The following is a 24,889-nucleotide window of genomic DNA, read 5'->3' on the forward strand; positions in this document are numbered from 1 at the left end:
TGCAGTCGTGGACCGCGGTCAGCCCAGCCAGTCGAGCACGCTGGCTGCGGTCCACGATTGCTGCATGCTTCCCAACGGCTCTCCGGTGAACGGCTCGTAGTACTCGGCGAAGCTGCCGTCGCTCGCCTGGCGCAACCCCTCCTCGCGCAACATCGCCGACCGCTCCGACCACCCGCGTCGCGCGAAGGCCCACGAGAACAGCCACGTCACCACCGGCCACACCGGACCCCGCCAGTACTCGCGAGGTCGGAAGTCCCGCGAGATCGGTGACGTCGACGGGGGGACGGCGTACTTGAAGTCCGGGTGCCCGCAGAAGCGCGGACCCTCGAAGAGGCGCAGCAGCGCCCGCTCGGTGTCACGAGGCAACCCACCGCACAGCAGCGGCGCGAACATCGCCATCGTGTCGGTCTTGATCCACTCCCCGGACCGCACGTCGCGATCCCGAGCCGCGCCGGAACGTGCGTCGGTGGTGGCGACGACGCCGCTCCGGAACCGGTCGGCCCAGGCGCGCAGGTCCCGCACATCCGCATGAGGCCGGGAATGGTCCTCGCCGATGGTGGCCAGCACGTCGCAGGCGACGGCGAAGATCGCGCTGACGAAGACGTCCTCCACCGCGAAGCTCATGGCGCTGTTCAGCGCGAGATCGTCGTATCGCGCGAGCTTCATCTCCTCGAGCAACCAGAGATAGCGGTCGTACTCGATGTTGCTCGGGCGCTGCGACGAGTCGGTGACGATGGACGTGTCCTCGCGGATGTACGGCGGCACCGCCCCCGGAATCACCTTCGCGTACGCCGCATCCCAGCGCGGTGAGTTGTCCATACCCGATTCCCACCCGTGGTACAGCGTGATGCGCCCCGTGTGGTTCTGATCGCGTGCGTGTGCCAGCCAGCGGTGCCACCGCACCAGATCCGGCCATCGCCGATCGAGGAACTCGCCGGCGACCTGCCGCGTGGTCCGCCCGCGCCGACGGGCGTGATCGAGAATGCGCTGCACGGCGATGGCGTGCACGGGTGGCTGCGTGATACCCGAGGTGTGGACGCCGACGGGCGCGTGCGCGGCCAGTTCGTTCACCTGCCAGCGCGCGGGCCCGGGAAAGTATCCGTCGACACCGCTGGCGAAGACGATGTGCGGGATCATGCCGTTCGACCACTGCGCCGACAACAGGGTGTCGAGCTCGACGACGGCCCGCTCGACGCTCAACGGGGCGAGCCCGACCGACACGAAGGCGGCGTCCCAGCTCCACATGTGCGGGTACAGGCGCGGAGCCGCGCTGGTCATGGTGCCCAGATCGTTGCCGCGCAAGAGGTAGGCGGCCCGTGCTGCGAGCTGAGTCGGGGTGAATCCGGGGGCGGCCATGGGAGACATCATCCGTCGGACGGCACGATCCTGCAGGGCGCGCCGGTGAGTCGGGGTGCGAGGGCGACGCGTCGGTCGCATACTGAGCCATCGGAGGCGAACGTGCCGGGGCAACTGGTCGGGGGTGGTGGGTGTGTCGACCGCGTCGATGTCCGCGCTGGTCGGGTGGCTGCCGGACGATTTCGGTCACGATGCTCTGGGTCTCGCCGCCCGCATGGCGACCACCGCTCGGGCCGCGGGCGGCGCGATGACGGTCCGCGCGTGCACCGTACTGCCGCGGACGTGGCCCTTCCCGTCGATGGCGCACGTGGATGCGGAGTACCGGCGCTGGCTCGAGGAGCGCGGCACCGATGCCGCAGCTCGGGCCGACGCGGCGATGGCGGACCTGCTCACACCGGCCGATCTGGGATCTCCCTCCGCCTTCTTCGCCGAGAACGCCGCCGAGTCGGCCGCACTCACCGCGGCGGCGGCCACTCACCATGCCGACCTGGTCGTGCTGGGGAGCTCCGACGGTCCCGACGATCGCTTCACGCCCGGGAGCACGAGCGAGACGTTGCTGCACTCGTCCGCTGTCCCGCTGGCACTGGCGCCGCGCGGCGCACGCCGCCACACCGCCGCCGTCTCCCGCATCTCCTGCGCCTACACCGGGACCCCGGAGGCCACCGATGCGCTCTACTCCGCGGCGGCTCTCGCGGTGCGCTGGAACATCGCGCTGCGCCTGGTGGCGTTCGCACCGCGACGCTCGACGACGTTTCCCCCCTTCGGCGGCTACGACGCGGAGGATCTGGTGACGTCGCAGTGGCGCGAGCAGGCCACCGGGATGCTGCACTCCGCGGCGTCGGACGTCACGTCCGCCTACCCGGCCCTGTCCCCGACTTGCGCGGTGGGCTCCGGCGGGGACTGGCAGCACGTGGTGGACTCGGTCGAGCTGGGGCCCGAGGACCTGCTGGTGCTCGGTTCGTCCCGCCTCGGACCCCTCGCTCGCGTGTTCCTCGGCTCCACCGCGTCGAAGATCGTGCGACACAGCCCTGTTCCGATTCTGGTCGTTCCCCGTGGAAGCCGATTTGCTCGGTGAACCACGCCGATAGTGGAGGAAACATGAGCGATCCGAGCAACAGTTCGGGACTGCTGCGACGCAAGTCGATCAGCGACATCGCGGCGCTGGAGGCGACGGGCGAAGGTCGCCTGAAGCGGTCGATCACCACGTTCCAGCTGACGTGCATCGGCGTCGGCTCGACCGTGGGCACCGGCATCTTCTTCATCTTCTCGTCCGCCGTCCCGGTCGCGGGGCCCGCGGTCATCTTCTCGTTCGTCATCGCCGCCGTCACGGCCGGCCTGACGGCGCTCTGCTACGCCGAGCTGGCGTCGTCGATCCCGGCCTCCGGGTCGACCTACACCTACACGTACACCACCATCGGCGAATTCGTCGCGATCCTCGTCGGCGCCTGCCTCATCCTCGAGTACGGCGTGTCGACGGCCGCGGTGTCGGTGCTGTGGTCCCAGTATCTGAACGACCTGCTCGATCGTACTGTCGGACTACGCATTCCGGATGTGCTGTCGCATGCACCCGGGGACGGCGCCGGCTTCGGCGTCAACCTGCCCGCCATCGTGCTCGTCGCGCTGTGCGCCGTGTTGCTGATCCGCGGAACGAGCGAGTCCGCTCGTGCGAACGCCGTCATGGTCGTCATCAAGATCGGCATCCTCGCGATGTTCGCCATCGTCGGTTTCACCGGATTCAGTCTCGAGAATCTGGAGCCGTTCGCCCCGTTCGGAGTCGCCGGTGTCGGCGCGGCGTCCGGCCTGATCTTCTTCTCGTTCATCGGACTCGACGCGGTGTCGACGGCCGGCGAGGAGGTGCACAACCCCAAGCGCACGCTGCCCATCGCGCTCATCAGCGCGCTGGTGGTGGTCACGCTGATCTACCTGTTGGTGACGATGTCGGCTATCGGCGCGCAGAAGTACACCGAGTTCGAGGGCCAGGAGGCCGGTCTCGCCGAGATCCTGCAGTACGTGACGGGATCGAGCTGGCCGTCGATCGTGCTGTCGGCGGGCGCCGTCGTCTCGATCTTCTCGGTCACGCTGGTCACCCTCTACGGGCAGACGCGAATCCTGTTCGCGATGAGCCGCGACGGTCTGATCCCCGCAGTGTTCTCGCAGGTCAGTCCTCGCAGCCTCGCACCGGTGAAGAACACGATCATCGTGGCGTTCTTCGTGTCCCTGCTCGCGGGTTTCCTGCCGCTGGACTTCCTGGCAGACCTGGTGTCGATGGGCACGCTCGTGGCCTTCATCGTCGTCTCCGCCGGAGTGATCATCCTGCGCCGACGCGAGCCGAACATCGAGCGCGGCTTCAAGGTTCCGCTGTACCCGGTGCTCCCGATCCTGTCGATCTGCGCGTGCCTGTACCTCATCAGCACCCTGCACATCCAGACGTGGATCCTCTTCGCGGTCTGGCTGGCGGCCACGTCGGTGCTCTACTTCACCTACTCACGACGGCGATCAGCCCTGGAGCCGAACAGGCTCCAGGGCTGATCGAACCGTGACGGTCAGCGACCGATGGTGGCGTGCATCTCCCAGACGATGACCTCGGCTGCGGACGTCGTCGACAGTGTCTGTCCGCCACCGCCCTTGATGCGGACCGCGTCACCCTCGCGCAGCAGGCCCACGCCCTCGAGCGAGGCCTCACCGCGGGCGACGAAGACGTGCAGGAACGGTGCATCCGGGAGGTCCTGAGCCGGGGTGTCGGAACGCAACCGTGCGACGTGCATCGCGGCGTACTTGTTCTTGATGCGGATCGCCGAATGGTCCTTGTAGGCGTCCATTCCCGACGCGACCGGAACCAGCCCGCCCGAGAGCAGTTCGTCGTCGATCTCGAGCTGCTCGTACCCGGGGGTGATCCCGGCCTCGTCGGGCACGACCCACATCTGCACGAAGTGCACCGGATCCTGATGCTTCTGCGACGGGTTCTCCGTCGACGCGAGACGCCACGAGTCGTTCTTCTCCGAGTGCAGGATTCCGGTGCCGGCGCTCATCCGTTGCGCGAGGCCCGGGTAGATGAGCCCGTTGTGCCCGATGGAGTCCTGGTGCACGAGCGATCCCTGCAGGACCCACGTGACGATCTCCATGTCTCGGTGCGGGTGCGTGTCGAAACCGGTACCCGCGTCCACGATGTCGTCGTTGTTCACCATCAGCACCCCGTGGTGGGTGTTGTCGGGATCGTAGTGATGTCCGAAGGAGAACGAATGGTGCGAGTCGAGCCAGCCGATGTTCGTGGCAGGCCGGTCGTCGGCGCGACGGACGTCGAGTGCGGGTGCGGTGGAGGTCGTCATGGGGGTCCCTTCTCGGGATGGAAAGTGAGACTACTGGGCGAGCTTGCCCGCGATGGTGACGACGCGGGTCGCGAGATGCCCGAGGGCGGCGCGGGTCGCGTCGTCGAGCTCGTTCTGGTTGTCGGGTCCGGTGACGTGGCCGACACCGTAGGGGTTGCCGTCGACGAACTTCAGTCCGTCGGTGTAGCCGGGGGGAACGAGGATGCCGCCGAAGTGCATGAGCGAGGTGTACAGGTTGACGATGGTCGTCTCCTGGCCACCGTGCGCGGTCTGGCTCGAGGTGAACGCGGCATAGGCCTTGTCGGCAAGCTTGCCCTGCGCCCACAGGCCACCGAGCGAGTCGAAGAAGGTCTGGAACGGCGAGGCCACGCTGCCGAAGCGGGTCGGCGAGCCGAAGATGACGCCGTCGGCCCACACGATGTCGTCACCGGTAGCGGCCGGCAGGTCCTTGGTGGCCTCGTAGTTGGCCGTCCAGGCCGGGTTCTCGGCGAAGGTGGCCGGGTCGCGGGTCTCGGCGATGTGCCGCACGCGCACCTCGGCGCCGGCTGCCTGAGCGGCCTTCTCGAGTTCGGCGGCCATCGTCGTTCCGTGGCCGGTGGAGGAGTAGTAGAGAATCGCGAGCTTCGTCATGGTCGAGACCTTTCGAGAGAACGGATGGTTCGGGTGAGATTCGGACTCAGAGAACGTGGTGGCCGTACATCTCGCCGAGAGGATCGGCGATCAGTTCGAGGCGAGCACCGTCGGGATCGCGGAAGTAGATCGAGACGCCGCTGTGCTCCGTCAGTTCGACGCCCGCATCCGTGAGCTTGGTCCGCAGGTGCTCCCAGCGCTCGGGTTCCACACTGATGGCCACATGATGCAGTCCGCCGAGAACTTCTCCGTACGGACCGACGTCGAGACCCGGGAAGTCGAAGAAGGCGAGCAGGTTGCTGTTCCCGATGTCGAAGAAGAAGTGCGACGAGCCGGGGTAGTCCCTGTTCTCGATGAGTTCGGTGAGCGGGAACTCGAGCACACCCTGGTAGAACAGGATGGTCTGCTCGACGTCGCTGCTGATCAGGGCGGTGTGGTGCAGTCCGCGCGCCGAGGACGTCGGGCGAGACTCCGCAGGCTGCAGGTGCAGGCCGCGCAGACGGTCACGTCGGGCTTCGAACTCGTCCGACCGCTGCTGCTCTTCGGCTGTCATGCTCATCGTCTCCGCCTTCGATCGAATCGTTGCGTTGTCAACTACTGCGACAGTACCGCACATGATTGCGCTGTCAACTACTTGGGTAGACTCGTGTCATGACTCAGTGGCTGACCGAGGACGAGCAGCGCGCCTGGCGCTCGTACCTCGACGCGACGCGTCTGCTCATGCAGACGCTCGACCGGCAGCTCACGCGCGATTCCGGGATCTCCTTCACCGACTTCGAGCTGCTCGTCGTGCTCTCGGAGGCACCCGGCCGACAGATGCGGATGCGCGACCTGGCCGATGCGGTGACCACCACGCGAAGCGGCGTCACCCGAGCGATCACCCGACTCGTCGACGCCGGCTGGGTCGTCCGCGTCGAGTGCGAGGACGACCGTCGGGGGATGCTCGCGGAACTCACCGACGCCGGTATGGACAAGCTCGCGGCGTCGAGCCCCGGCCACGTGGGAGCCGTCCGGGCGTCGATGTTCGACGTCCTCACCGACGACGACGTCGCGACCTTCGCGAGGGCCTACTCCGACATGCGGACGCACATCCAGAAGGGCGCCGGATAGCCTCGCTGTATGCCACGCACAGCACTCGTCACCGGAGCCGCCCGCGGACTGGGAGCGGGCATCGCTCGCCTGTTGTCCGCCGATCACGACGTCTGGGTCGGGGGATCGACGGCCGACTCCGTCGCGGGCATCTCCGACGAACTGATCAGCGCACGGCCGTGGCCCGTCGACCTCACCGATGCGGACGCTCTCGCTGCGGCCGCCGCGAACATCACGAGCCTCGACGTCCTGGTACACAACGCGGGCGTCGCCGATCTCGGCACGGTGGAGACGCTGACTCTCGCGGACTGGCGACACACGTTCGAGGCCAACGTCTTCGCGGTGGCCGAGCTCACCCGCCTCCTGCTGCCCGCGCTCCGAGCAGCCGGCGGCCACGTCGTGTTGATCAACTCGGGCGCCGGCATCAGGGCCAACCCGGGATGGAGTGCCTACGCCGCGAGCAAGTTCGCGCTGCGGGCCTTCGGTGACGCACTGCGCCTCGAGGAGCCGACCCTGCGCGTGACGTCCGTCCACCCCGGGCGGATCGACACCGACATGCAACGCGCGATCGTCGCGGGCGAGGGCGAGGAGTACGACGCCTCGAAGTACCTCACCGTCGAGACCGTCGCCCGCGCCGTCCGCCAGGCCGTGGACACCCCCGCCGATGCTCATCCCACCGAGATCGTCCTGCGCACACGGTGACCGAGGATCAGGGGAGCGCGTGACTCAGTGCTCCTTCGCCTTGACCACGAGCACGGGGACCGGGCTGTCGAGCAGCACACGCTGAACCGTGCTGCCGGTCAGGAACTTCCCGACCGCGCTGCGGCGACGTGATCCGATGATCACCAGCGTGGCACCGACATCCGAGACCAGATCGACCAGAGCCCCCGCCGGATCTCCGCCGTCGGGTTCGACGCGCACCGTGAACGAGTTCTCTCCCAGCACCTGACGTGCCTGTGCCTCGGCTGCGTCGCGGTGGGCGCTGGTGACCGAATCGGCGTCGATCACCGACAGGACGACGAGATCGGTTCCCCTCAGCGTCGCCTCCGCCTGTCCCTGTACGAGCGCCTCACGGCCTTCGGGTGTCGAATTCATCGCTACTGCAACGGTCATGACGGTGCCTTTCGCATCGGGGAGACTCCAGGTTCACCGAGATTCCGTCGCGGTGACGTACGTTTCGCGGTATTCGTCCGTGCACACTATGGCCACAACTCGGATTCCCTGGACTATTCGGACATCCAGAACCTAGCCTCCTGATGTGACCGAAACCACTCCTGAGTTGTCGTGCCCATGAAGATCACAGCCAAGCGCGCGCTCGGCACGCTCGCCGTCGTCGCCGTCGTCGCTGTCGCCGGCATCGACGCGGCCGGCAGCGCCAGCGGATCCGACGCCCGCGCCAAGTTGACCCTGATCGCTCCCGCCGCCGCGGGAGGTGGATGGGACCTGGTGGCACGTGAGTCGCAGCAAGCACTCCGTTCCGACGGCATCGTGAACAACGCGCAGGTGGTGAACGTGCCCGGTGCCGGCGGAACCATCGGGCTCAGTCAGCTCGAGAATCTCACGGGCCAGTCGACCACGGTCATGGTGACCGGCACGGTCATGCTCGGTGGTATCGCGATCAACGATTCCGACATCACCCTGCAGGACACCGTGCCCATCGCCAAGATGGCCGAGGACTTCGAGGTCTTCGTCGTACCGCGAGACTCGCCGTACCAGAACCTCGAGGACTTCATCGCCGCATGGCGAGCCAACCCCGGCGGTCTCCCCATCGGCGGCGGTTCGCTCGGCGGCATCGACCACATCGTCTCCGGCCAACTGGCACAGCAGGTCGACATCGATCCGGCAGCGATCAACTACATCGCGTTCTCGGGCGGTGGTGAGGTGCTGACCTCGCTGTTGTCCAACACCGTCGGCATCGCCGTCAGCGGATACAACGACTTCCGCGACCAGATCGAATCGGGGAACGTCCGCGCCCTCGCGGTGGCGGCACCCGAGCCCGTCGAGGGGATCGACACCCCGACGTTCAAGGAACTCGGGTACGACGTCGACCTGGTCAACTGGCGCGGATTCGTCGCACCTCCCGGCATCTCGGACACCGACAGGCAGACGCTGATCGAGATCGTCACCGAGATGCAGGAGACCGAACAGTGGGACACCGCCATCGAGCGCAACCGATGGAAGCCGTCCTTCGTCACCGGGGACGACTTCGGTGACTTCCTCGAGGTCGAACAGACCCGCATCACCGACATCCTCCGAGAGTTGGGCCTGGTATGAGTGAGAGTGTTTCGACCACGCGGGTGGAGTCGCCGCCCGATACCGATCGTGGTTTCCTCCACGGCCGGAGCGGACTGGTGGTGTCGGGGCTCCTCGTCGCCCTCGGCCTGTTCCTGATCTACGGCACCGTCACCATGGACGTGCCGGACACTGCGACATCGCCCGGCCCACAGGTCTTCCCGGCCATCATCGCGGGACTGTGCTTCGTCATCGCCGTGCTCGTCGCGGTTCAACTGCTGCGCACTCCGGACGAGGTCGACCTCGGCGTCGACGAGGCCGGCGAGCCCAACACCGGGACCGTGTCCAACTGGCGCTCCGTCGGCATCACCGTCGGCTCGATCGCCCTGTTCATCGCCCTGCTGAATCCGCTGGGATGGGTTCTCGCCGGTGCGCTGCTGTTCTGGGGCGTCTCGATCGGACTCGGCGGCACCCGGTACGTCTTCGACGCCGGTGTGGCGCTCGTCATGTCGTCCGTCGTCCAGCTGGTCTTCTCCGGTGGACTCGGGCTCACGCTGCCCGGCGGCATCCTCGCGGCGGTGTTCTGATGGACGCACTCTCCAATCTCCTCGACGGCTTCGGCACCGCGCTGACGCCCATGAACATCGTGTGGGTCGTCGTCGGCGCCCTGCTCGGCACCGCGGTGGGTGTCCTTCCCGGCCTCGGATCGGCCATGGCCGTTGCGCTGCTCCTACCCGTGACGTTCACCCTCGAGCCCACCTCGGCGCTCATCATGTTCGCCGGCGTCTACTTCGGTGGCCTGTTCGGTGACTCGATCTCCGGCATCCTCATGAACACCCCCGGAAACAGCACGGCCATCGCGGGGACGTTCGAGGGGCACCGCATGGCGAAGAACGGCCGCGCCCCACAAGCTTTGGCCACCTCCGCCATCGGCGCCTTCATCGGCGGCATCATCGCCACCACCCTCGTGGTGTTCTTCGCCCCGACGCTCGCCGACCTGGCCACGAACTTCGGCCCGGCAGAGTACTTCGCCCTGGCGGTGTTCGCGTTCATCGCGACGTCCGCGGTGGTGTCCGACTCCGTCCTCAAGGGTCTGAGCGCACTGCTGATCGGCCTGACACTCGCCGTCATCGGCATCGACGGACCCTCCGGCGCATCGCGATTCACCTTCGAGGTACCGGCACTGTTCGACGGCATCTCCGTGGTGGTCATCACGGTCGCGATGCTCGCCCTCGGTGAGGTCATCTTCATCGCCTCGAAGATCGGCAAGCCCGACGACACCACGCTCATCCCGTCGAAGGGGCGGCCCTTCCTGAGCAAGGCAGAGTTCCGCGAAGCGATGCCCGCATGGTTGCGCGGCACCGCATTCGGAGTTCCCTTCGGCGTCATCCCCGCCGGCGGCGCCGAGGTGCCGAGCTTCCTGGCCTACGGCACCGAGCGCCGGTTGGACCGACGCAGCAAGAACCCGATGTTCGGCAAGGGCGCGATCCGCGGTGTCGCCGGACCGGAAGCTGCCGGCAACTCCACCGCCGGCACCGCGATGGGTGCGCTTCTCGCTCTCGGACTCCCCACGTCGGCAACGGCAGCGATCCTGCTCGCGGCGTTCCAGCAGTACGGCATCCAACCGGGACCGTTGCTGTTCGAGCGCAACGGTGAGGTCGTCTGGGCACTGCTCGCCAGCCTCTTCGTCGGCATGGTCGTCCTGCTGATCCTGAACCTGCCGTTCGCTCCGCTGTGGGCGCAGCTGCTCAAGATCCCCAAGAACTACCTGTACGCCGGCATCACCGTGTTCGCCTCGCTGGGCGTCTACGCGGTGAGCGCCTCGATCGTGGACCTCATCGCCATGCTCGGACTCGGCATCATCGGATTCATGCTGCGCCGCTTCGGGATCCCGTTGGCGCCGGTGCTCATCGCCGTGATCCTGGGACCGCTCGCCGAGGATTCGCTGCGACGAGCCCTCGCCGTCAGCGAAGGGGACGTCTCCGTCCTCGTCGGCAGTGGCATCACCGTCGTCCTGTACACGCTGATGGTCATCGCGGTCGTCATCTCCATCGTGACGAAGGTGCGGTCGCGGGCGAAGGTGGACTTCTAGAGCACTCTGCTTCACCCCTCCACGCCCCCGCGCCCCCCGCGCCCCCCGCGAGTACGTCGACAGTGTCGTGATCCAGCTGCTGATCACGACACTTCGGACGTACTCGCGGGGGGTTTGTGGGTGTTCACCCCCGTGTCACCCCACCGTGGCTGAATGACGGCATGGGATACGACGAGAACTTCCTGTCCACCACCCCGCTGCCGATCCCTACCCGGCCGGACCTGACCGTCCTGACCTACACGCACTTCTCGGTGTCGATGGACACCGAACGGCGCCTCGCCGCCGTGACCGCGGTGAACATCGACGGCGGCGCGTTGCAGGAGGTGGACCGCGGAGACGACTGGCGCCTCGATCCGCGCCTGCCGGCGACCGCGCAAGCGGGCCCGGAGCTGTACGCGAACAACGACATCGACCGCGGGCACCTCGTACGACGACGCGACCCGGTGTGGGGTACTCGCGACATCGCCGAACAGGCCAACGAGGACACGTTCCACTACACGGTGTGTGGACCGCAGACGGCCACGCTGAACCAGTCCAAGGAACTGTGGTTGGGCCTCGAGGACTACGTGCTCGAGCATGCGCGGACATACGGGCAGACGATCTCCGTCTTCAGCGGCTGCGTGTTCGCCGACGAAGATCCGGTGTACCGCGGCGTGGCGATACCGCGCCGGTTCTTCAAGATCGCGGCCTGGTGGCAGGACGACGTACTCGCGGCGACCGGTTACGTGCTCGACCAGTCGGAGTCGCTGGCACCCATTCTCGAACGCGGCGCCCTGGCCCGCGACATCCCACCGCTCGGGGCGTACCGCACGTACCAGGTGCCCGTCGCCGACATCGCCGCTGCGACGGGCCTGGCGATGGCCGAGCTGACGGCGGCGGATCGCCTCGCGCTGGTTCCCGGCGTCCGGCCCGTCGAATGGCGCGAACTCGAGGGCGCCGACGACCTGGTGTGGTGAGTTCTGCCCCGCCCCTCCCCGCGAGTACGTCCATACTGTCGTGGCGACCAGCAGAATCACGACACTGTCGGCGTACTCGCGGGGAGGGGGTGGGGACTTTCCCGAGCTAGAGAACGATGTTCACCATTCTGCCCGGCACGACGATGACCTTCTTCGGATCCTTGCCGTCAAGGAGGGCCACGATCTTCTCGTCGGCCAGTGCCGTCGCCTGCACGTCCTCGCGGGACGCGTCGGCCGCTACCGTGATGCGACTGCGCACCTTGCCGTTGACCTGGATCGGGTAGTCCACCGTGTCGTCCACGAGCCACTTCTCGTCGACCGTGGGGAAGGGACCGTGAGCCAGCGACTCGGTGTGGCCCAACATGTTCCACAGTTCCTCGGCGATGTGCGGTGCGAGCGGAGCCAACATCAGCACCAACGGCTCGACGGCGTCCCGCGGCGCACCCTGCGGGTACTCCTTCGTGAGGTGGTTGGTGTACTCGATGAGCTTCGCGCCCGCCGTGTTGTCCCGCAGCGCAGCGTAATCCGCATCGACACCCTCGACGGTCCGGTTGAGAGCCTTCAGCGTGGCATCGGTCGGCGTGGCATCGGTGGTCCGGACGGCGCCGGTCTCCTCGTCGACCACCAGACGCCAGACGCGCTGCAGGAAGCGGTGCGCACCGACCACGTCCTTGGTCGCCCACGGCCGGGACGTGTCCAACGGACCCATCGACATCTCGTACATGCGCAGGGTGTCCGCGCCGTACTCGGTGAAGATCTCGTCGGGAGAGACGGAGTTCTTCAGAGACTTGCCCATCTTTCCGTACTCACGAGTGACGGGCTGCCCGTCGTGGAAGTACCCGCCGTCGCGCTCCTCCACCTCGTCGGCCGCGACGTAGACGCCGCGCGCGTCGGTGAACGCGTACGCCTGGATGTAGCCCTGGTTGTACAGGCGGCGGTACGGCTCCTTCGAGCTGACGTGGCCCAGGTCGAACAGCACCTTGTGCCAGAACCGCGCGTACAGCAGGTGCAGCACAGCGTGTTCCACGCCGCCGACGTAGAGGTCGAGGCCGCCGGGGTCGTTCTCGCCGTGAACGTCCGGGCGCGGTCCCATCCAGTACGCCTCGTTCTCCGGAGCGCACATCTGCTCGGAATTGGTGGGATCGATGTAGCGCAGCTGGTACCACGAGCTACCGGCCCACTGCGGCATGACATTGGTGTCGCGCGTGTACGTCTGCAGCCCGTCGCCCAGGTCGAGCTCGACGCTCACCCAGTCGGTCGCCTTCGCCAACGGGGGAGACGGCTCGCTGTTCGCGTCGTCGGGGTCGAACGACACGGGTGCGTAGTCCTCCACCTCCGGAAGTTCGACCGGCAGAGCCGAATCCGGCAGTGGGTGCGCCTTGCCCTCCGCGTCGTACACCACCGGGAAGGGCTCGCCCCAGTACCGCTGACGGGCGAACAGCCAGTCACGCAGCTTGTACTGGATGGTGCCCCTGCCGCGGCCCTCGGACTCGAGGTGCTCGATGACGCGCGCCTTCGCCGCCTCGACGGTGAGGCCGTCCAGGAAGTCGGAGTTGACCAGCTCGCCGTCGCCGGTCCATGCGGACTCGTCGACAGCGCCACCCGAGATGACCTGCACCACAGGCAGTCCGAACTTGGTGGCGAACTCCCAGTCACGCTGGTCGTGCCCCGGGACGGCCATGATGGCACCGGTGCCGTAGCCGGTCAGCACGTAGTCGGCGATGAAGACCGGCACCGACGCGCCGTTGACGGGGTTGACTGCGAAGGCGCCGGTGAACACACCGGTCTTCTCCTTGTTCTCCTGGCGCTCGAGGTCCGACTTGGCTGCGATCGCACGACGGTACGCACCGACCGCGAGCACGGGAGTTCCCTCACCGTGCGTCCACCGCTCGTCCGTGTCCACCGGCCAGGCGGCAGCCGTGATGTCGTCGACCAGCGGGTGTTCCGGGGCCAGCACGACGTAGGTCGCACCGAACAGGGTGTCGGGCCGTGTGGTGAACACGTCGATGTCGGCAGTGCCGGACCCGTGCGGCAGACCGGCGACGAACGTCACCTCGGCGCCGCGGGAGCGCCCGATCCAGTTGCGCTGCATCGTCTTGACCTTGTCCGGCCAGTCCAGCAGATCCAGGTCGTCGATCAACCGATCCGAGTACGCCGTGATCCGCATCATCCACTGGCGCAGGTTCTTCCGGAACACCGGGAAGTTGCCGCGGTCGCTGCGACCGTCGGCGGTGACCTCCTCGTTGGCCAGCACGGTGCCCAGACCGGGGCACCAGTTGACCAGCGAGTTGGACTGGTAGACCAGACGATGACCGTCGATGACGTCGCGACGCTCGGAGACCGAGAGATCGGCCCACGCACGCCCGTCGTCCAGGGTCCGAGCACCGGAGGCGAACTCCTCCTCGAGCTCGGCGATCCGTCGTGCCTTACCGGCCTCGGTGTCGTACCAGGAATCGAAGATCTGCAGGAAGATCCACTGCGTCCAGTGGTAGAAGTCGACGTCCGTCGTGGCGAGTGAGCGGCGGGTGTCGTGACCGAGTCCCAGCCGCCCGAGCTGCCGGCGCATGTTGGCGATGTTCGCCTCGGTGGTGGTGCGCGGGTGCGTGCCCGTCTGCACCGCGTACTGCTCGGCGGGCAGGCCGAAGGCGTCGTAACCCAGCGTGTGCAGCACGTTGCGGCCCTGCATGCGGTGGTAGCGGGCGAACACGTCCGTCGCGATGTAACCGAGCGGGTGGCCGACGTGCAGACCACTGCCGGACGGGTACGGGAACATGTCCTGCACGAACAATTTGTCGGTCGGAACCGGAGCGCCGGTGCTGAGCTCGCCCACCGGATTGGGTGCGTCGAACGTCCCCTCGGCGGCCCACCGCTCCTGCCAGCGCGACTCGAGGGAACCCGCCAGATCCGCCGTGTAGCGGTGGCCGGGGGTCGTGTCGGGGGAGGTGTCGCCGTGTTCACTCACCCGACCAGCGTAAAGCGTGACGATCCGCACGCGGACGCCCGGCCACGACGCCGTAAAGTGGTGCTCGTGATTGTCGTGTCCGTGATCCTTCTGCTCGTACTCCTCGTCGGCGCCGTGGCGCTGGGCGCGGTGGCGTTCCTCGGTCTGACCGGCCGCTTGAAGCGCAACTCCGTCGCCGGAGTCCGAACGGAAGCGAGCATGCGCTCGGACGAGACGTTCACCGTCGCCAACCGAGTCGCCGGCCCGACGACGGCCGCCGCCGCCGTGTTCCTGCTGATCGGCGCAGTGGCGACCCTGGCGCCGGGCGGCATCTTCGGCGTGGTCGCCGCTGTGCTGACCACAGTTGCCGCGCTCGTCACCGCCGCGTACGGCGGTGCCATGGGCACCCGCGCCGCGGCCGCCGTGCCGGTCGAGGAGACCGGTGGATGCGGCCACAGCTGCATCTCGTGCAGCCTCAAGGACGCGTGCCAGCCGTCCTGACGTGGCGTTCTCCCTGACCGGCACCATCAGAGCGCTCGACGGCTTCGTCCTCGCGATCTTCGCTGCCGCCATCGCGGCCACCGTTTTCCCGGTCTCCGGCACCGCAGCCGACGTCCTGTCGTGGGTCACCGCGATCGGCATCGCCCTGCTGTTCTTCCTGTACGGAATCAGACTGTCTCCCCGTGACGCCATGGACGGAGTCCGCCACTGGCGACTGCACGGGGTCGTTCTGGCCTGCACCTACCTGCTGTTCCCGCTCCTGGGGCTCGGCGTCCGCGTACTCGCGCCGGGGCTGCTGACCGACGACCTCTACACCGGCATGCTCTACCTCTGCCTCGTGCCGTCCACGATCCAGTCGTCGATCGCGTTCACCTCTATCGCCCGCGGCAACGTCGCCGGTGCCGTCGTCAGCGCCTCGCTGTCCAACATCGTCGGAGTGTTCGCCACGCCGCTGCTGGTGGTCCTGCTGATGAGCACGACCGGCGGAGCGAGCATCGACGCCGGCTCGATCGTCGACATCATGCTCCAGCTCCTACTGCCGTTCGTGGCCGGACAGTTCGCGAGGCGATGGCTCGCAGGATGGGTGGCGCGGCACCGGTCCACCACTCTGCTCGTCGACCGTGGATCGATCCTGCTGATCGTCTACACCGCGTTCAGCGCATCCCGCGTCGACGGAGTGTGGGCAGCCACCACGCCGTGGCAGATCGTGGGGGTGGTGGCCCTGTGCAGCGCACTGCTCGCCGTCGTTCTCGCGGCGACCGCCGGAATCGCCCGAGCGCTCCGCATGAGGCGCGAGGACCGCATCGTCGTGGTGTTCTGTGGCTCGAAGAAGAGCCTGGCCAGCGGCATCGCGATCGCGTCGGTGCTCTTCGTCGGGCAACCGGTGGGAGTGATCGTGCTTCCCCTGCTGATCTTCCACCAGATCCAACTGGTGGTGTGCGCCGTCCTGGCGGGCCGCTACGAGCGCGAGGCGATCACGGACGCTGCTGCATCGACTTCCTGATCTCGTCGAGGCGAGCCCTGCCGGCCCGCTCCCGCTCGGCGAACTTCTCCGCCTCGGTGCGTCCGATCGCGCTCTCGGCGTCCAACTCGGTGGAGCCCACGGCGCGCCCCGAACGCCCGTCGATGCGTTCACGCACCGCGTCGAAGGTGGGCACTCCGGCGTCGGTGAAACCCGGGTCCATCGGAACCTGCGGGATGTCCGTCACCGACGGCGTGCGCGGCACGACGTCGGGGTCGACCGACGCCTCGGGAGTCAGAGCCACGGCGGCGTCGTACACCGCCCGCAGCGCCGGGCGAGCACTCGTGAGGGCGACGACGAGGTCGAGTACCTCCGCATCGGGCAACGACGCGGCCTGGTCGGACGAGAAGTCGGTCATGACACCAGGGTAGGCCCCGAGCGCCCCGGTGATCGTGGACTCCGGACCCCGGGAAGCGGGGCGAGAAGTCCACGATCGGGCGGCTACGGCGTCGGCATGCCGCCGTTGACGTTCAGCGTGTCGCCGGTGACGTACCCGGACTCGGCCGAGGACAGGTACACGTAGGCACCGGCCAACTCGGCGGGCTGACCCGCACGACCGAGTGGCGTCTCCTGGCCGAACTCGGGCAGCGCCGACGTGGGCTGTCCGCCGGATGCCTGCAGGGGCGTCCAGAACGGGCCGGGAGCAACGACGTTGACGCGGATTCCGCGAGGAGCGAGTTGCTGCGCCAGCGCCTTGCTCATCGTGTTGATCGCCATCTTGGTCGTCGCGTAGTCCACGAGCCCCGGTGACGGCGTGTAGGCCTGGATCGAGCTCGTGTTGACGATGGTCGAGCCTGCCGGCATGTGCGGAACCGCTTCCTGGATGATCCAGAACAGCGCGTACACGTTGGTCTTGAACGTGGCGTCGAACTGCTCGGGGCTCAGGTCCTCGAGCTTCTCGACGTACTGCTGCTTGCCGGCGACGTTCACGAGAAGGTCTATGCCACCGAACTTCTCGACGGTGGTACGCACGATGCCGCGGGCCGCGGACTCGTCCGTCAGGTCGGCGGGAGCGAGCACCGCCGTCCGCCCGGCGGTGCGCACGAGGTCGGCCACCTCCTGCGCATCCTTCTCCTCCGACGGCAGGTAGTTGAGGACGACGTCGGCGCCCTCGCGGGCCAGTGCGATGGCGACGGCGCGGCCGATGCCGCTGTCCGCACCGGTCACCAGTGCCTTGCGCCCGGTCAGCCGACCGGTGCCGCGGTAGCTGCCCTCACCATGGTCGGCCTTGGGCTCGAGTTCCGCGGCGAGGCCCGGCGGATCCTGGTGCTGCTCGGGGTACCCGTCCTGCCGGTACTGGGTGACGGGATCGGTGAACGTGTACTGGTCGGTCATCGCCGTGGCATGCCCCGGCCGTGGGGGGTGCCAAACAGGTGTGACCTGGCCCGTGACGGGTACCACCAAAGACATGGCCCCGAAGTTTCCCGGCGCCGGCACCTTCGTGCCCGAGTCCGACGATCTCCGCGTTCTCGCCGACGCCGCCCGCAGTTGCCGAGGATGCGACCTGTGGGAGCCCGCGGAGAACACGGTGTTCGGAGCGGGCACCCCGTCTGCTCGCATGATGCTCATCGGCGAGCAACCGGGGGATCAGGAGGATCGACGGGCACAGCCCTTCGTCGGCCCAGCGGGTGCGCTCCTGAATCGTGCTCTGGCACAGGCGGACATCGACCGGGAGCTGACCTACGTCACCAACGCTGTCAAGCACTTCACGTTCACACGTTCCGACCGCGGCCCACGGCGCATCCACAAGAAGCCGCTGCGCTCGGAGGTCGTCGCCTGTCACCCGTGGCTCGAGGCGGAGATCCGCGCCGTCGACCCGTCCGTCGTGGTCCTCCTCGGCGCGACGGCGGCGCAGGCGATGCTGGGAACCTCGTTCCGGATCGGTGTCGACCGGGGGCGCGTCCTCGAGTTGGGCGAGGCGAGAGCTGTTGCGACCGCACACCCGTCGGCCGTCCTCCGAGCGCCGGACGATGAACGCGATGCCGCGTTCGACGCACTCGTCGCCGATCTGCGAGTGGCCGCATCACTCCTGGAATGACACCGGACGTTCACAGGCGCCCACTGACGAGAACGGGCTTTCAGTTCCGGTCGACGTCGATCGGGTGGGTCGCCAGCATCGCCAGCGGCAGCGGTTGACGGCGCAACACCTGCGCCCACAGATCGACGCGCGGCGGGCCCACGACGTCGGACGGCAGCGCGGACACCACCATCCAGTCGTCCCGCTCGAGCTCTCCTTCGAGCTGTCCGAGCGTCCAGCCCGAATAGCCGGCGAAGATGCGCATGCCCTCCACCAGCGGGGCTATCGCGGCCGGGTCGGAGTCGAGATCGACCATGACGACACGGCCGTCCACTCGGCGAATGCCCCGCACGTCGTCGACGTCCACGCCGGACCGCAGCGTGGCCAGACACAGCGCGGAGTCGCGCTTCACGGGTCCGCCCACGTACAGCGCCTTCGGGGACGCCGCGAGATCCGACCACTGCGGCAGCACGGTGTGCACCGCAGTCTCGCTCGGCCGATTGATGACGACGCCCAGGCTGCCGGCGTCGTTGTGTTCGATGATGTAGACCACGGTGCGACGGAACGTCGGTTCGACGAGTTCCGTGGACGAGACCAGCAGCGATCCCGGCCGCACCACCTGATCGGCCGACGCGGTCCGGTCCTCCGGTTCTTCTGCGTGTGCCACCTCCTCATCATGGCACCGGCAGCCTCGACAGTGCGAGAGAAGACGCGCCGAGGCGGCGGTTAGTGTCACCCGCGTGACCCGAGCGGAGCGAACCGGCGCCGTCGACGCGCTGCGATCCGTCCGACACGAGCCCGGAGCACCGCGTCTGGTCGCGCTGCGTGTCGCCTCCCAGTTCGGGGACGGCATGTTCCAGGCCGCCCTCGGAGGCGCCATCCTCTTCGACCCGCAGCGCGGCGGTGATCCCGCTGCGATCGCCGCCGGCTTCGCGGTGCTGCTGTTGCCGTACTCGCTGATCGGCCCGTTCGCCGCGCGGATTCTCGACCGCGTCGATCGAGCGACCGTGCTCGCCCGGGCAGGCATCGTCAAGTCGCTCCTCATCCTGTGCGCCACCGGACAACTCGTCGCGGGCGCCTCGACGACGGCCGTCCTGATCACGGCCCTCGCCGTCGTCGGGGTGAGCCGGTTCGTCCTCGCGGGCCTGTCCGCGTCGCTACCGCACGTCGTTCCGGTGCGATCGCTCGTCGCGACCAACGCCGCCCTGGTGACCGTCGGCGCAGTCGTCTCCGCCGCCGGTGCGTCGGTGGCGGTCCTGGTGCTCGGACTCGTCGGGCCGTCGGATCGGGCGACGGCCCTCGCGACGGCCGTGTCCGCCGTGGGTGCCGTCGCGGCGACTCTCCTCGCGCGCGGCTTCGCTTCCGGACGGTTGGGTCCAGGCACCGCCTCGGTGTCCGCTCCGACCAGCCGCGTTCTTGCCGACTGGGTGTCCGGCTTCGTCGCGGTGCGCCGTACCCCGTCCGTCGCCGCCGCGCTGGTGGGAGTGGGTGCCCACCGTGTCGCCTTCGGCATCGACACCCTCGTCATGGTGCTGGTGCTGCGCGAGGGCGCCCGCTCGTCCGTCCTGCCGAGCGGTGTGGCGGGCTTCGGGTTGACGGTGGGTGCCGCCGCGGCGGGCATGTTCCTCGCCGCTCTCGCTACGCCCGTCCTCCTGCCGCGACTCGGTCGCACGCGCACGGTCGTCGGTGCGCTGGTCCTGGCCACGCTCACCCAGGCCACCCTCGTCGTCGGACTGGTGCCCGACCTGCTGATCCTCGCGGCGTTCCTCCTGGGGTTCGCAGGTCAGACGGTCAAGCTCACTGCCGACGCGGCCATGCAGACGGACATCGACGACGACACTCGCGGACGTGTCTTCGGAGTGCAGGACACCGTGTTCAACGTGGCGTTCGTCGGCGCCGTGGCCGGCGCGGCCCTCGTGATCGGGCCAGGGTCGACCGCGGTCGACACGTCCGCAGCGATCGTCTGCGTCGTGACCGGCGCCGTCGCCTACGCGGCGGCAGCGGCGATCGCGCTCCGGATCGGCGTCAGGACTTCGCGGCCCACCACGCCAGAAGCTCCTTCTCCGCGTCCTCACGACTGAGCGGCCCCCGGTCGAGGCGAAGCTCCTTCAGGAACTTCCACGCCTCTCCCACCTGCGGGCCGGCCGGAATGCCGAGCAGTTCCATGATGGCGTTGCCGTCCAGGTCCGGACGCACCCTGGCCAGGTCCTCCTGCTCCGCGAGTGCCGCGATACGACGCTCGAGATCGTCGTATGTGGCCTGCAGGGACGCCGCGCGGCGCTTGTTGCGGGTGGTGCAGTCGGCGCGGACCAGCTTGTGCAGCCGGGGCAACAGATCGCCGGCGTCGGTGACGTAACGACGCACGGCCGAGTCGGTCCACTGGCCCTTGCCGTAGCCGTGGAATCGCAGATGCAGGAAGACGAGCTGTGCGATGTCGTCGGTCAGCTTCTTCGGGAACTTCAGCGCGCGCAGGCGGCGGCGCACCATCTTGGCGCCCACCACCTCGTGGTGGTGGAAGCTCACCCCGCCGCCGGGCTCGTTGCGTTTGGTGTCGGGCTTGCCGATGTCGTGGAGCAGCGCCGCCCATCGGAGGACCAGGTCCGGATCACCGTCCTCGAGGTCGATCGCCTGCTGCAGGACCGTGAGGGAGTGCTGATAGACGTCCTTGTGCTGGTGATGCTCGTCGATCTCGAGCGTCATCGCCGGCACCTCCGGGAGGATGCGTGCCGCGATGCCCGTCTCGCACAGGGCGTCGATGCCGTCGACGGCGAACTCGCCGAGAATCAGCTTGTCCAACTCGGCGGTGACGCGTTCGACCGTGATCCGGTCGATCTGCTCCGCCATGTTCTCGATCGCCGCGCGGACCCGCGGCAACATCGTGAAGCCGAGCTGGGCGACGAACCGCGCAGCGCGCAGCATCCGGAGCGGATCGTCGTCGAAGGACGCCTCCGGGGTGGTCGGCGTGTCCAGGACCCCCTCGAGCAGCGCGTCCAGGCCACCCAGGGGATCGACGAACTCGCCGGCCCCGTCCGGCCCGATTCGCACCGCCATGGCGTTGAGCGTGAAATCGCGCCGGACCAGATCGTCCTCGAGAGTCGAGCCGTACTGCACGATCGGATTCCGGGACACCCGGTCGTACTTGTCGCTCCGGAACGTCGTGATCTCGATCTGCCGTCCGTGCTTCACCGCACTGACGGTGCCGAAGTCGATGCCGGTGTCCCACTGATGGTCGGCCCAGCCCGCCAGCAGCGCCTGCACGTGCTCGGGCAGAGCGTTCGTCGTGAAGTCGAGGTCACTGCTCAAGCGGCCCAGGAGAGCGTCCCGGACGCTCCCGCCGACGAGGTACAACTCGTGGCCCGCAGCAGCGAACAGCGACCCCAGTGGACCGAGGATGTCGTCGTGCGCGCGCAGGGCCACGGCACCCGACGCGAGGAGCCGTGCGCGGCGGTCCGGATCGGTGGCAGGCGGGGGAGGCACGACGTCACACCCTACCGAGGCGCGCACTTCGCGGTGCGTCCCACCGGGAGCAGTGCCGACGGAACTAGTATCGATCGGGTGTCCGGTGCCGAGCGAGCCAAGAGAACACGTCGCGGTGTGCGACGGCGTCCTCGTGCCGCCGCCGACCCCGGAACACGAGGGGCCGACAAACCCACGCTGCGCACCGTCCGGGAGACCTCGGCCGGCGGTCTGGTCGTCGACGGACTCGACGGACCCCGCGACGCACTCTGCGCCGCCCTCATCGGTCGCACCGACCGACGGGGCCGGCTGCTGTGGTCGCTTCCCAAGGGTCACATCGAGCAGGGCGAGACGCCCGAACAGACCGCCGAGCGTGAAGTGGCGGAGGAGACCGGCATCACCGGGTCCGTCCTCGCGCCCCTGGGAAGCATCGACTACTGGTTCGTGACCGAGGGGCGACGCGTCCACAAGACCGTCCACCACTACCTGTTGCGGTCACTCGGCGGCGAACTGTCCGACGAGGACGTCGAGGTCACCGAGGTGGCCTGGGTGCCGCTCAGCGAACTGCACTCCCGGCTGGCGTACGCCGACGAGCGCAAGCTCGCCGAGCGAGCCGGCGAGATGATCGACTCGATGGCGCGCGAGAAGACCGCCGAGACACAGAACCCCCGACCGGTCTCCGACCTCCCCGCCCCATCTCGACCGGTCTCCGACCTCCCCGCCCCATCTCGACCGGTCTCCGACCTTCCCGCCGCCGAATGACCCGGTCCGCACCGACGGCCCGGCGCCTCGCCGTGGTCATGGCGACCCTCGCCGTGCTCGCCTGGTCCGCCGTCCCCGCGGGAGCGCAACCGTCCACCCCGTCCAGCGACCCCACCACGACGCGGAGCACACCGTCGCCCTCGGCCACGCTGGCGCCACCGGACACCTCGGTCGACGGCACGTTCCTGTCGATCTCGGTCGACGAGGTCACCCCGACCACCGTTTCCACCAGCAGTGCGCCGGTCGTCACCGTCACGGGAACCGTGACGAACGTCGGGGACCGCGCGGTCAGCGACATCTCGGTCCGCCTGCAGCGAGCACCCGCGGTACGCACGGCCGACGAACTCCGGACCTCGCTCACCGAGGATCAGGACCGCTTCGACACGGTAGGGCCCTTCGAGTCGCTCACCGGCGACGGAACGGACACCGCGCTGCAACGCGGCGACACGCTGCCGTTCGAGCTGACCCTGCCGCTGCGCTCGACCACCGGACCGTCGCTGGGTCTGGATCGGCCGGGTGTCTATCCGATGATGGTGAACGTCAACGGCAACCCCGAGTACGGACAGGAGGCACGGCTCGACGACGCCGCGTTCCTGCTTCCCGTCTCGGGTCTGCCGCGGGACACCACAGTGCTCGATCCGGCCGCTCCCGATGCCGTTCCGCTGCCACCGGACACGGGACGCCCCGTCGCCACGACGCTGCTCTGGCCGCTGGCCGACCGCCCGCACCTCGCGGCGGGCCTGCCCGGCACCGTCGACGAGGAGGTGCGACTGAACGACGACGACCTCGCCGCCTCGCTGTCCGCCGGCGGTCGGCTCGAGGGCCTGGTGTCGGCACTGGAGTTCGCGACCGGACCGACCGTCGACACCGAGGGCGCACTCGCGTCCTCGACGTGTCTCGCCGTCGATCCCGACCTGCTGGTCACCGTCTCGAGCATGACGCGGGGTTACCTCGTGGTCGACGACCCGGCCGATCCCACCGGCCCTGCCTCCGAGGGCAGCGGTGCCGTCGCCGCCGCGTCGTGGCTCGATCGCGTCCGCACCCTCGCGTCCTCGATGTGTGTCACCGCGGTGCCGTTCGCCCAGACCGATCTCGCGGCCGTCGCCGCTGTGGCCGACCCGACTCTGACCTCCGCCGCGATCACGACTCCGGCAGACGTCGCCGACTCGATCCTCGGAGTCACGTCCCGCCGTGACGTCCTGTGGCCGGACGCGGGTGCTCTCGACGATGCGGGGGCAGCCATGGTCGCGGCGTCGGGTCGGACGGTCGCACTGCTCGCGCAGGATGCCGTGCGCACCGCCAACACGCCCGACACGGTGACCCTCGCAACCGAGGCGGACACTCCGCCGCTGCGTGCCGCGCTCTACGACACCGAGGTCTCCACCGCGCTGTCCGCAGTGGGTGAGCACCCGACGACCCCGTCCGTGACACCGCGTGAGCAGGTGTACGACGTCGCCGAGGACTCGCGCACGGCCCGACTGCAGGACGCTCTCGGCGCGTTGCACTTCGACGCGCTGAACGCCGGCGCCCCGGACACGGTCGCTGCCACGGACGGCCCACGATCGCTCACCGTCGCGCCGCCACAGACGTGGACGCCCGACCGCGACGAGGCATCCGCGGTGCTCGGCACCATCGCGGGCCTGTTCCGCAGCGGACTCGCGACGCCGCGCTCCCTGTCCGACCTGCTGGCTGTCCCGCCTCCGCTGGACGCAGCCGAGGTGGACTACCCGGACGCGGCCGTGGAGGACGGAGCACCGACGGATGTCCGTGACGCCGTGGCTGCCCAGAACACCCGCATCGGTGCGCTGGCGGCCGCGCTGATCGACGACTCCCGCGCCGCGATCTCGCCGGCGCTGTACGTTGCTCCGCTGCGCGAGGATCTCCTGCGGGCGATGACCACGTCGGACCGTCGGGGCGCTCGGCGCGAGGAGTCGGATCAGGCCGCGCGCCGCCGTGTCACCGACGTCACCGCCGGTCTGGACCGTCTGTACGGATCGGTGACGATCCTCGCACCCGGGGGTGTCTTCACCCTGGCCTCGGAGGCCAGCCCGCTGCTGCTGGTCGCGCGGAACGACCTGCCCATCGGCATCACCGTCGACCTGGCGGTCGACGCGCCCGACGCGATGCAGATCGAGAGCATCGGCCCTCAGCAGCTCCCCCCACGGGGAAGTCGTTCTCTGCAGATCCCCGCTCGAGTGAGCGATTCGCGCAAGATGGTGGTGGAGTTCTCCCTGAGCACCACCGACGGGACGCGACTCGGGCAGGCTGCGACCGTCAACGTGCGGTCCAATGCGTACGGTCGTGCTTTGGCGATCATCACAGCAGGCGCCGGTGCGCTCCTGCTGCTGCTCGCGGGCCGACGGTTGTGGCACCGGTTCCGGGGCCAACCGGATCCCGCCGACGAACAGTAAGGATTCTCGATGACGGGGAGCATTCCTCACGGGCGACGGGACGCCGCACCGCGGGCGCCTCGCGCGCCCTGGGAGCGCAGCTCCGATACGGCGCAGCAG

General features: G+C 68.5%; 24 protein-coding genes. 14 read left to right on the forward strand and 10 right to left on the reverse strand.

Annotated features, from left to right (window positions below; translation table 11 throughout):
* Positions 1-18 precede the first annotated feature (18 nt).
* Positions 19-1,356, reverse strand: a complete 1,338-nt coding sequence (locus JOE30_RS03510; RefSeq protein WP_204869410.1) for an amylo-alpha-1,6-glucosidase — start codon at positions 1,354-1,356, stop codon at positions 19-21.
* A gap of 133 nt (positions 1,357-1,489) precedes the next feature.
* Between JOE30_RS03510 and JOE30_RS03515 the strand changes: the two genes are divergently transcribed.
* Together JOE30_RS03515 and JOE30_RS03520 are read left to right on the forward strand one after the other, a co-directional pair.
* Entirely contained in the window at positions 1,490-2,431 is a 942-nt protein-coding gene (locus tag JOE30_RS03515; RefSeq protein WP_204869411.1) for a universal stress protein, read from the forward strand.
* A gap of 23 nt (positions 2,432-2,454) precedes the next feature.
* A complete protein-coding gene (locus JOE30_RS03520; protein ID WP_204869412.1) occupies positions 2,455-3,885 on the forward strand; it encodes an amino acid permease in 1,431 nt (476 codons plus the stop codon).
* A 14-nt stretch (positions 3,886-3,899) separates the two neighbouring features.
* Here the strand turns inward: JOE30_RS03520 and JOE30_RS03525 are convergent, their stop codons facing one another.
* From JOE30_RS03525 to JOE30_RS03535, 3 genes are read right to left on the reverse strand one after another with little or no spacing between them, the layout of a single operon-like run.
* Positions 3,900-4,682, reverse strand: coding sequence for a pirin-like bicupin family protein (locus JOE30_RS03525; protein WP_204869413.1), 783 nt, complete (start codon positions 4,680-4,682; stop codon positions 3,900-3,902).
* A gap of 30 nt (positions 4,683-4,712) precedes the next feature.
* Positions 4,713-5,312 (reverse strand): NAD(P)H:quinone oxidoreductase, encoded by a 600-nt coding sequence (gene wrbA, locus JOE30_RS03530; RefSeq protein ID WP_204869414.1) that lies wholly within the window; start codon positions 5,310-5,312, stop codon positions 4,713-4,715.
* A gap of 46 nt (positions 5,313-5,358) precedes the next feature.
* Entirely contained in the window at positions 5,359-5,865 is a 507-nt protein-coding gene (locus tag JOE30_RS03535) for a VOC family protein (protein ID WP_204870744.1), read from the reverse strand.
* 98 nt (positions 5,866-5,963) lie between these two features.
* On the opposite strand from JOE30_RS03535, the gene JOE30_RS03540 reads away from it, so the two are divergent.
* Together JOE30_RS03540 and JOE30_RS03545 are read left to right on the forward strand one after the other, a co-directional pair.
* Positions 5,964-6,422, forward strand: a complete 459-nt coding sequence (locus JOE30_RS03540) for a MarR family winged helix-turn-helix transcriptional regulator (RefSeq protein WP_027505986.1) — start codon at positions 5,964-5,966, stop codon at positions 6,420-6,422.
* A 9-nt stretch (positions 6,423-6,431) separates the two neighbouring features.
* Entirely contained in the window at positions 6,432-7,103 is a 672-nt protein-coding gene (locus JOE30_RS03545; RefSeq protein WP_204869415.1) for an SDR family oxidoreductase, read from the forward strand.
* A 24-nt stretch (positions 7,104-7,127) separates the two neighbouring features.
* On the opposite strand, the gene JOE30_RS03550 is transcribed toward JOE30_RS03545, so the two are convergent.
* A complete protein-coding gene (locus tag JOE30_RS03550; RefSeq protein ID WP_204869416.1) occupies positions 7,128-7,514 on the reverse strand; it encodes a universal stress protein in 387 nt (128 codons plus the stop codon).
* 177 nt (positions 7,515-7,691) lie between these two features.
* Here JOE30_RS03550 and JOE30_RS03555 point away from each other — a divergent pair, with 177 nt between their 5' ends.
* The 4 genes from JOE30_RS03555 (at position 7,692) to JOE30_RS03570 (ending at position 11,681) form a co-directional block, all read left to right on the forward strand.
* On the forward strand, positions 7,692-8,675 hold the full coding sequence (locus tag JOE30_RS03555) for a tripartite tricarboxylate transporter substrate binding protein (protein ID WP_204869417.1): 984 nt from the start codon (positions 7,692-7,694) through the stop codon (positions 8,673-8,675).
* The gene (locus tag JOE30_RS03560) at positions 8,672-9,220 is read left to right on the forward strand and encodes a tripartite tricarboxylate transporter TctB family protein (protein ID WP_204869418.1); all 549 of its coding nucleotides are present in this window, start codon (positions 8,672-8,674) and stop codon (positions 9,218-9,220) included. The genes JOE30_RS03555 and JOE30_RS03560 overlap by 4 nt, the downstream gene beginning before the upstream one ends.
* On the forward strand, positions 9,220-10,725 hold the full coding sequence (locus JOE30_RS03565) for a tripartite tricarboxylate transporter permease (RefSeq protein ID WP_204869419.1): 1,506 nt from the start codon (positions 9,220-9,222) through the stop codon (positions 10,723-10,725). The genes JOE30_RS03560 and JOE30_RS03565 overlap by 1 nt, the downstream gene beginning before the upstream one ends.
* Positions 10,726-10,886: 161 nt before the next feature.
* On the forward strand, positions 10,887-11,681 hold the full coding sequence (locus JOE30_RS03570; RefSeq protein WP_204869420.1) for a DNA/RNA non-specific endonuclease: 795 nt from the start codon (positions 10,887-10,889) through the stop codon (positions 11,679-11,681).
* A 106-nt stretch (positions 11,682-11,787) separates the two neighbouring features.
* Here the strand turns inward: JOE30_RS03570 and leuS are convergent, their stop codons facing one another.
* Entirely contained in the window at positions 11,788-14,643 is a 2,856-nt protein-coding gene (leuS, locus tag JOE30_RS03575; RefSeq protein WP_204869421.1) for a leucine--tRNA ligase, read from the reverse strand.
* Positions 14,644-14,709: 66 nt separating this feature from the next.
* Here leuS and JOE30_RS03580 point away from each other — a divergent pair, with 66 nt between their 5' ends.
* Both JOE30_RS03580 and JOE30_RS03585 read left to right on the forward strand, forming a co-directional pair.
* Complete coding sequence (locus JOE30_RS03580; protein WP_204869422.1) at positions 14,710-15,123, forward strand: SdpI family protein; 414 nt, start codon at positions 14,710-14,712, stop codon at positions 15,121-15,123.
* Between the two features lies 1 nt (position 15,124).
* Entirely contained in the window at positions 15,125-16,126 is a 1,002-nt protein-coding gene (locus JOE30_RS03585) for a bile acid:sodium symporter family protein (protein ID WP_307806050.1), read from the forward strand.
* On the opposite strand, the gene JOE30_RS03590 is transcribed toward JOE30_RS03585, so the two are convergent.
* Together JOE30_RS03590 and JOE30_RS03595 are read right to left on the reverse strand one after the other, a co-directional pair.
* On the reverse strand, positions 16,098-16,502 hold the full coding sequence (locus JOE30_RS03590; RefSeq protein ID WP_204869423.1) for a hypothetical protein: 405 nt from the start codon (positions 16,500-16,502) through the stop codon (positions 16,098-16,100). The genes JOE30_RS03585 and JOE30_RS03590 overlap by 29 nt on opposite strands.
* A gap of 83 nt (positions 16,503-16,585) precedes the next feature.
* Positions 16,586-17,479 (reverse strand): glucose 1-dehydrogenase, encoded by an 894-nt coding sequence (locus JOE30_RS03595; RefSeq protein WP_204869424.1) that lies wholly within the window; start codon positions 17,477-17,479, stop codon positions 16,586-16,588.
* A 73-nt stretch (positions 17,480-17,552) separates the two neighbouring features.
* On the opposite strand from JOE30_RS03595, the gene JOE30_RS03600 reads away from it, so the two are divergent.
* Positions 17,553-18,182 (forward strand): UdgX family uracil-DNA binding protein, encoded by a 630-nt coding sequence (locus JOE30_RS03600; RefSeq protein WP_204870746.1) that lies wholly within the window; start codon positions 17,553-17,555, stop codon positions 18,180-18,182.
* Between the two features lie 40 nt (positions 18,183-18,222).
* On the opposite strand, the gene JOE30_RS03605 is transcribed toward JOE30_RS03600, so the two are convergent.
* On the reverse strand, positions 18,223-18,828 hold the full coding sequence (locus JOE30_RS03605; protein ID WP_204869425.1) for a YqgE/AlgH family protein: 606 nt from the start codon (positions 18,826-18,828) through the stop codon (positions 18,223-18,225).
* A 73-nt stretch (positions 18,829-18,901) separates the two neighbouring features.
* Between JOE30_RS03605 and JOE30_RS03610 the strand changes: the two genes are divergently transcribed.
* On the forward strand, positions 18,902-20,242 hold the full coding sequence (locus tag JOE30_RS03610) for an MFS transporter (RefSeq protein WP_307806051.1): 1,341 nt from the start codon (positions 18,902-18,904) through the stop codon (positions 20,240-20,242).
* Here JOE30_RS03610 and JOE30_RS03615 read toward each other — a convergent pair.
* On the reverse strand, positions 20,187-21,638 hold the full coding sequence (locus JOE30_RS03615; protein ID WP_204869426.1) for a CCA tRNA nucleotidyltransferase: 1,452 nt from the start codon (positions 21,636-21,638) through the stop codon (positions 20,187-20,189). The genes JOE30_RS03610 and JOE30_RS03615 overlap by 56 nt on opposite strands.
* A 33-nt stretch (positions 21,639-21,671) precedes the next feature.
* Here JOE30_RS03615 and JOE30_RS03620 point away from each other — a divergent pair, with 33 nt between their 5' ends.
* Together JOE30_RS03620 and JOE30_RS03625 are read left to right on the forward strand one after the other, a co-directional pair.
* Positions 21,672-22,379 carry an NUDIX hydrolase gene (locus tag JOE30_RS03620; RefSeq protein WP_371831702.1) on the forward strand — a complete coding sequence of 236 codons (708 nt, stop codon included), beginning with the start codon at positions 21,672-21,674 and terminating at the stop codon, positions 22,377-22,379.
* A complete protein-coding gene (locus JOE30_RS03625) occupies positions 22,376-24,790 on the forward strand; it encodes a DUF6049 family protein (protein WP_204869428.1) in 2,415 nt (804 codons plus the stop codon). The genes JOE30_RS03620 and JOE30_RS03625 overlap by 4 nt, the downstream gene beginning before the upstream one ends.
* Positions 24,791-24,889: the final 99 nt, after the last annotated feature.

Origin of the sequence: Rhodococcus sp. PvP016, from assembly GCF_017832185.1 — a bacterium.
Taxonomy (GTDB): Bacteria; Actinomycetota; Actinomycetes; order Mycobacteriales; family Mycobacteriaceae; genus Rhodococcoides.

Coding starts and splice junctions, on each gene's coding strand:
- JOE30_RS03545 (WP_204869415.1), top strand. CDS start 6,432: ATGCCACGCACAGCACTCGTCACCGGAGCCGCCCGCGGACTGGGAGCG.
- JOE30_RS03510 (WP_204869410.1), bottom strand. CDS start 1,356: ATGGCCGCCCCCGGATTCACCCCGACTCAGCTCGCAGCACGGGCCGCC.
- JOE30_RS03525 (WP_204869413.1), bottom strand. CDS start 4,682: ATGACGACCTCCACCGCACCCGCACTCGACGTCCGTCGCGCCGACGAC.
- wrbA (WP_204869414.1), bottom strand. CDS start 5,312: ATGACGAAGCTCGCGATTCTCTACTACTCCTCCACCGGCCACGGAACG.
- JOE30_RS03570 (WP_204869420.1), top strand. CDS start 10,887: ATGGGATACGACGAGAACTTCCTGTCCACCACCCCGCTGCCGATCCCT.
- JOE30_RS03535 (WP_204870744.1), bottom strand. CDS start 5,865: ATGACAGCCGAAGAGCAGCAGCGGTCGGACGAGTTCGAAGCCCGACGT.
- JOE30_RS03520 (WP_204869412.1), top strand. CDS start 2,455: ATGAGCGATCCGAGCAACAGTTCGGGACTGCTGCGACGCAAGTCGATC.
- JOE30_RS03595 (WP_204869424.1), bottom strand. CDS start 17,479: ATGACCGACCAGTACACGTTCACCGATCCCGTCACCCAGTACCGGCAG.
- JOE30_RS03590 (WP_204869423.1), bottom strand. CDS start 16,502: ATGACCGACTTCTCGTCCGACCAGGCCGCGTCGTTGCCCGATGCGGAG.
- JOE30_RS03540 (WP_027505986.1), top strand. CDS start 5,964: ATGACTCAGTGGCTGACCGAGGACGAGCAGCGCGCCTGGCGCTCGTAC.
- JOE30_RS03560 (WP_204869418.1), top strand. CDS start 8,672: ATGAGTGAGAGTGTTTCGACCACGCGGGTGGAGTCGCCGCCCGATACC.
- JOE30_RS03550 (WP_204869416.1), bottom strand. CDS start 7,514: ATGACCGTTGCAGTAGCGATGAATTCGACACCCGAAGGCCGTGAGGCG.
- JOE30_RS03625 (WP_204869428.1), top strand. CDS start 22,376: ATGACCCGGTCCGCACCGACGGCCCGGCGCCTCGCCGTGGTCATGGCG.
- JOE30_RS03555 (WP_204869417.1), top strand. CDS start 7,692: ATGAAGATCACAGCCAAGCGCGCGCTCGGCACGCTCGCCGTCGTCGCC.
- JOE30_RS03600 (WP_204870746.1), top strand. CDS start 17,553: ATGGCCCCGAAGTTTCCCGGCGCCGGCACCTTCGTGCCCGAGTCCGAC.
- JOE30_RS03565 (WP_204869419.1), top strand. CDS start 9,220: ATGGACGCACTCTCCAATCTCCTCGACGGCTTCGGCACCGCGCTGACG.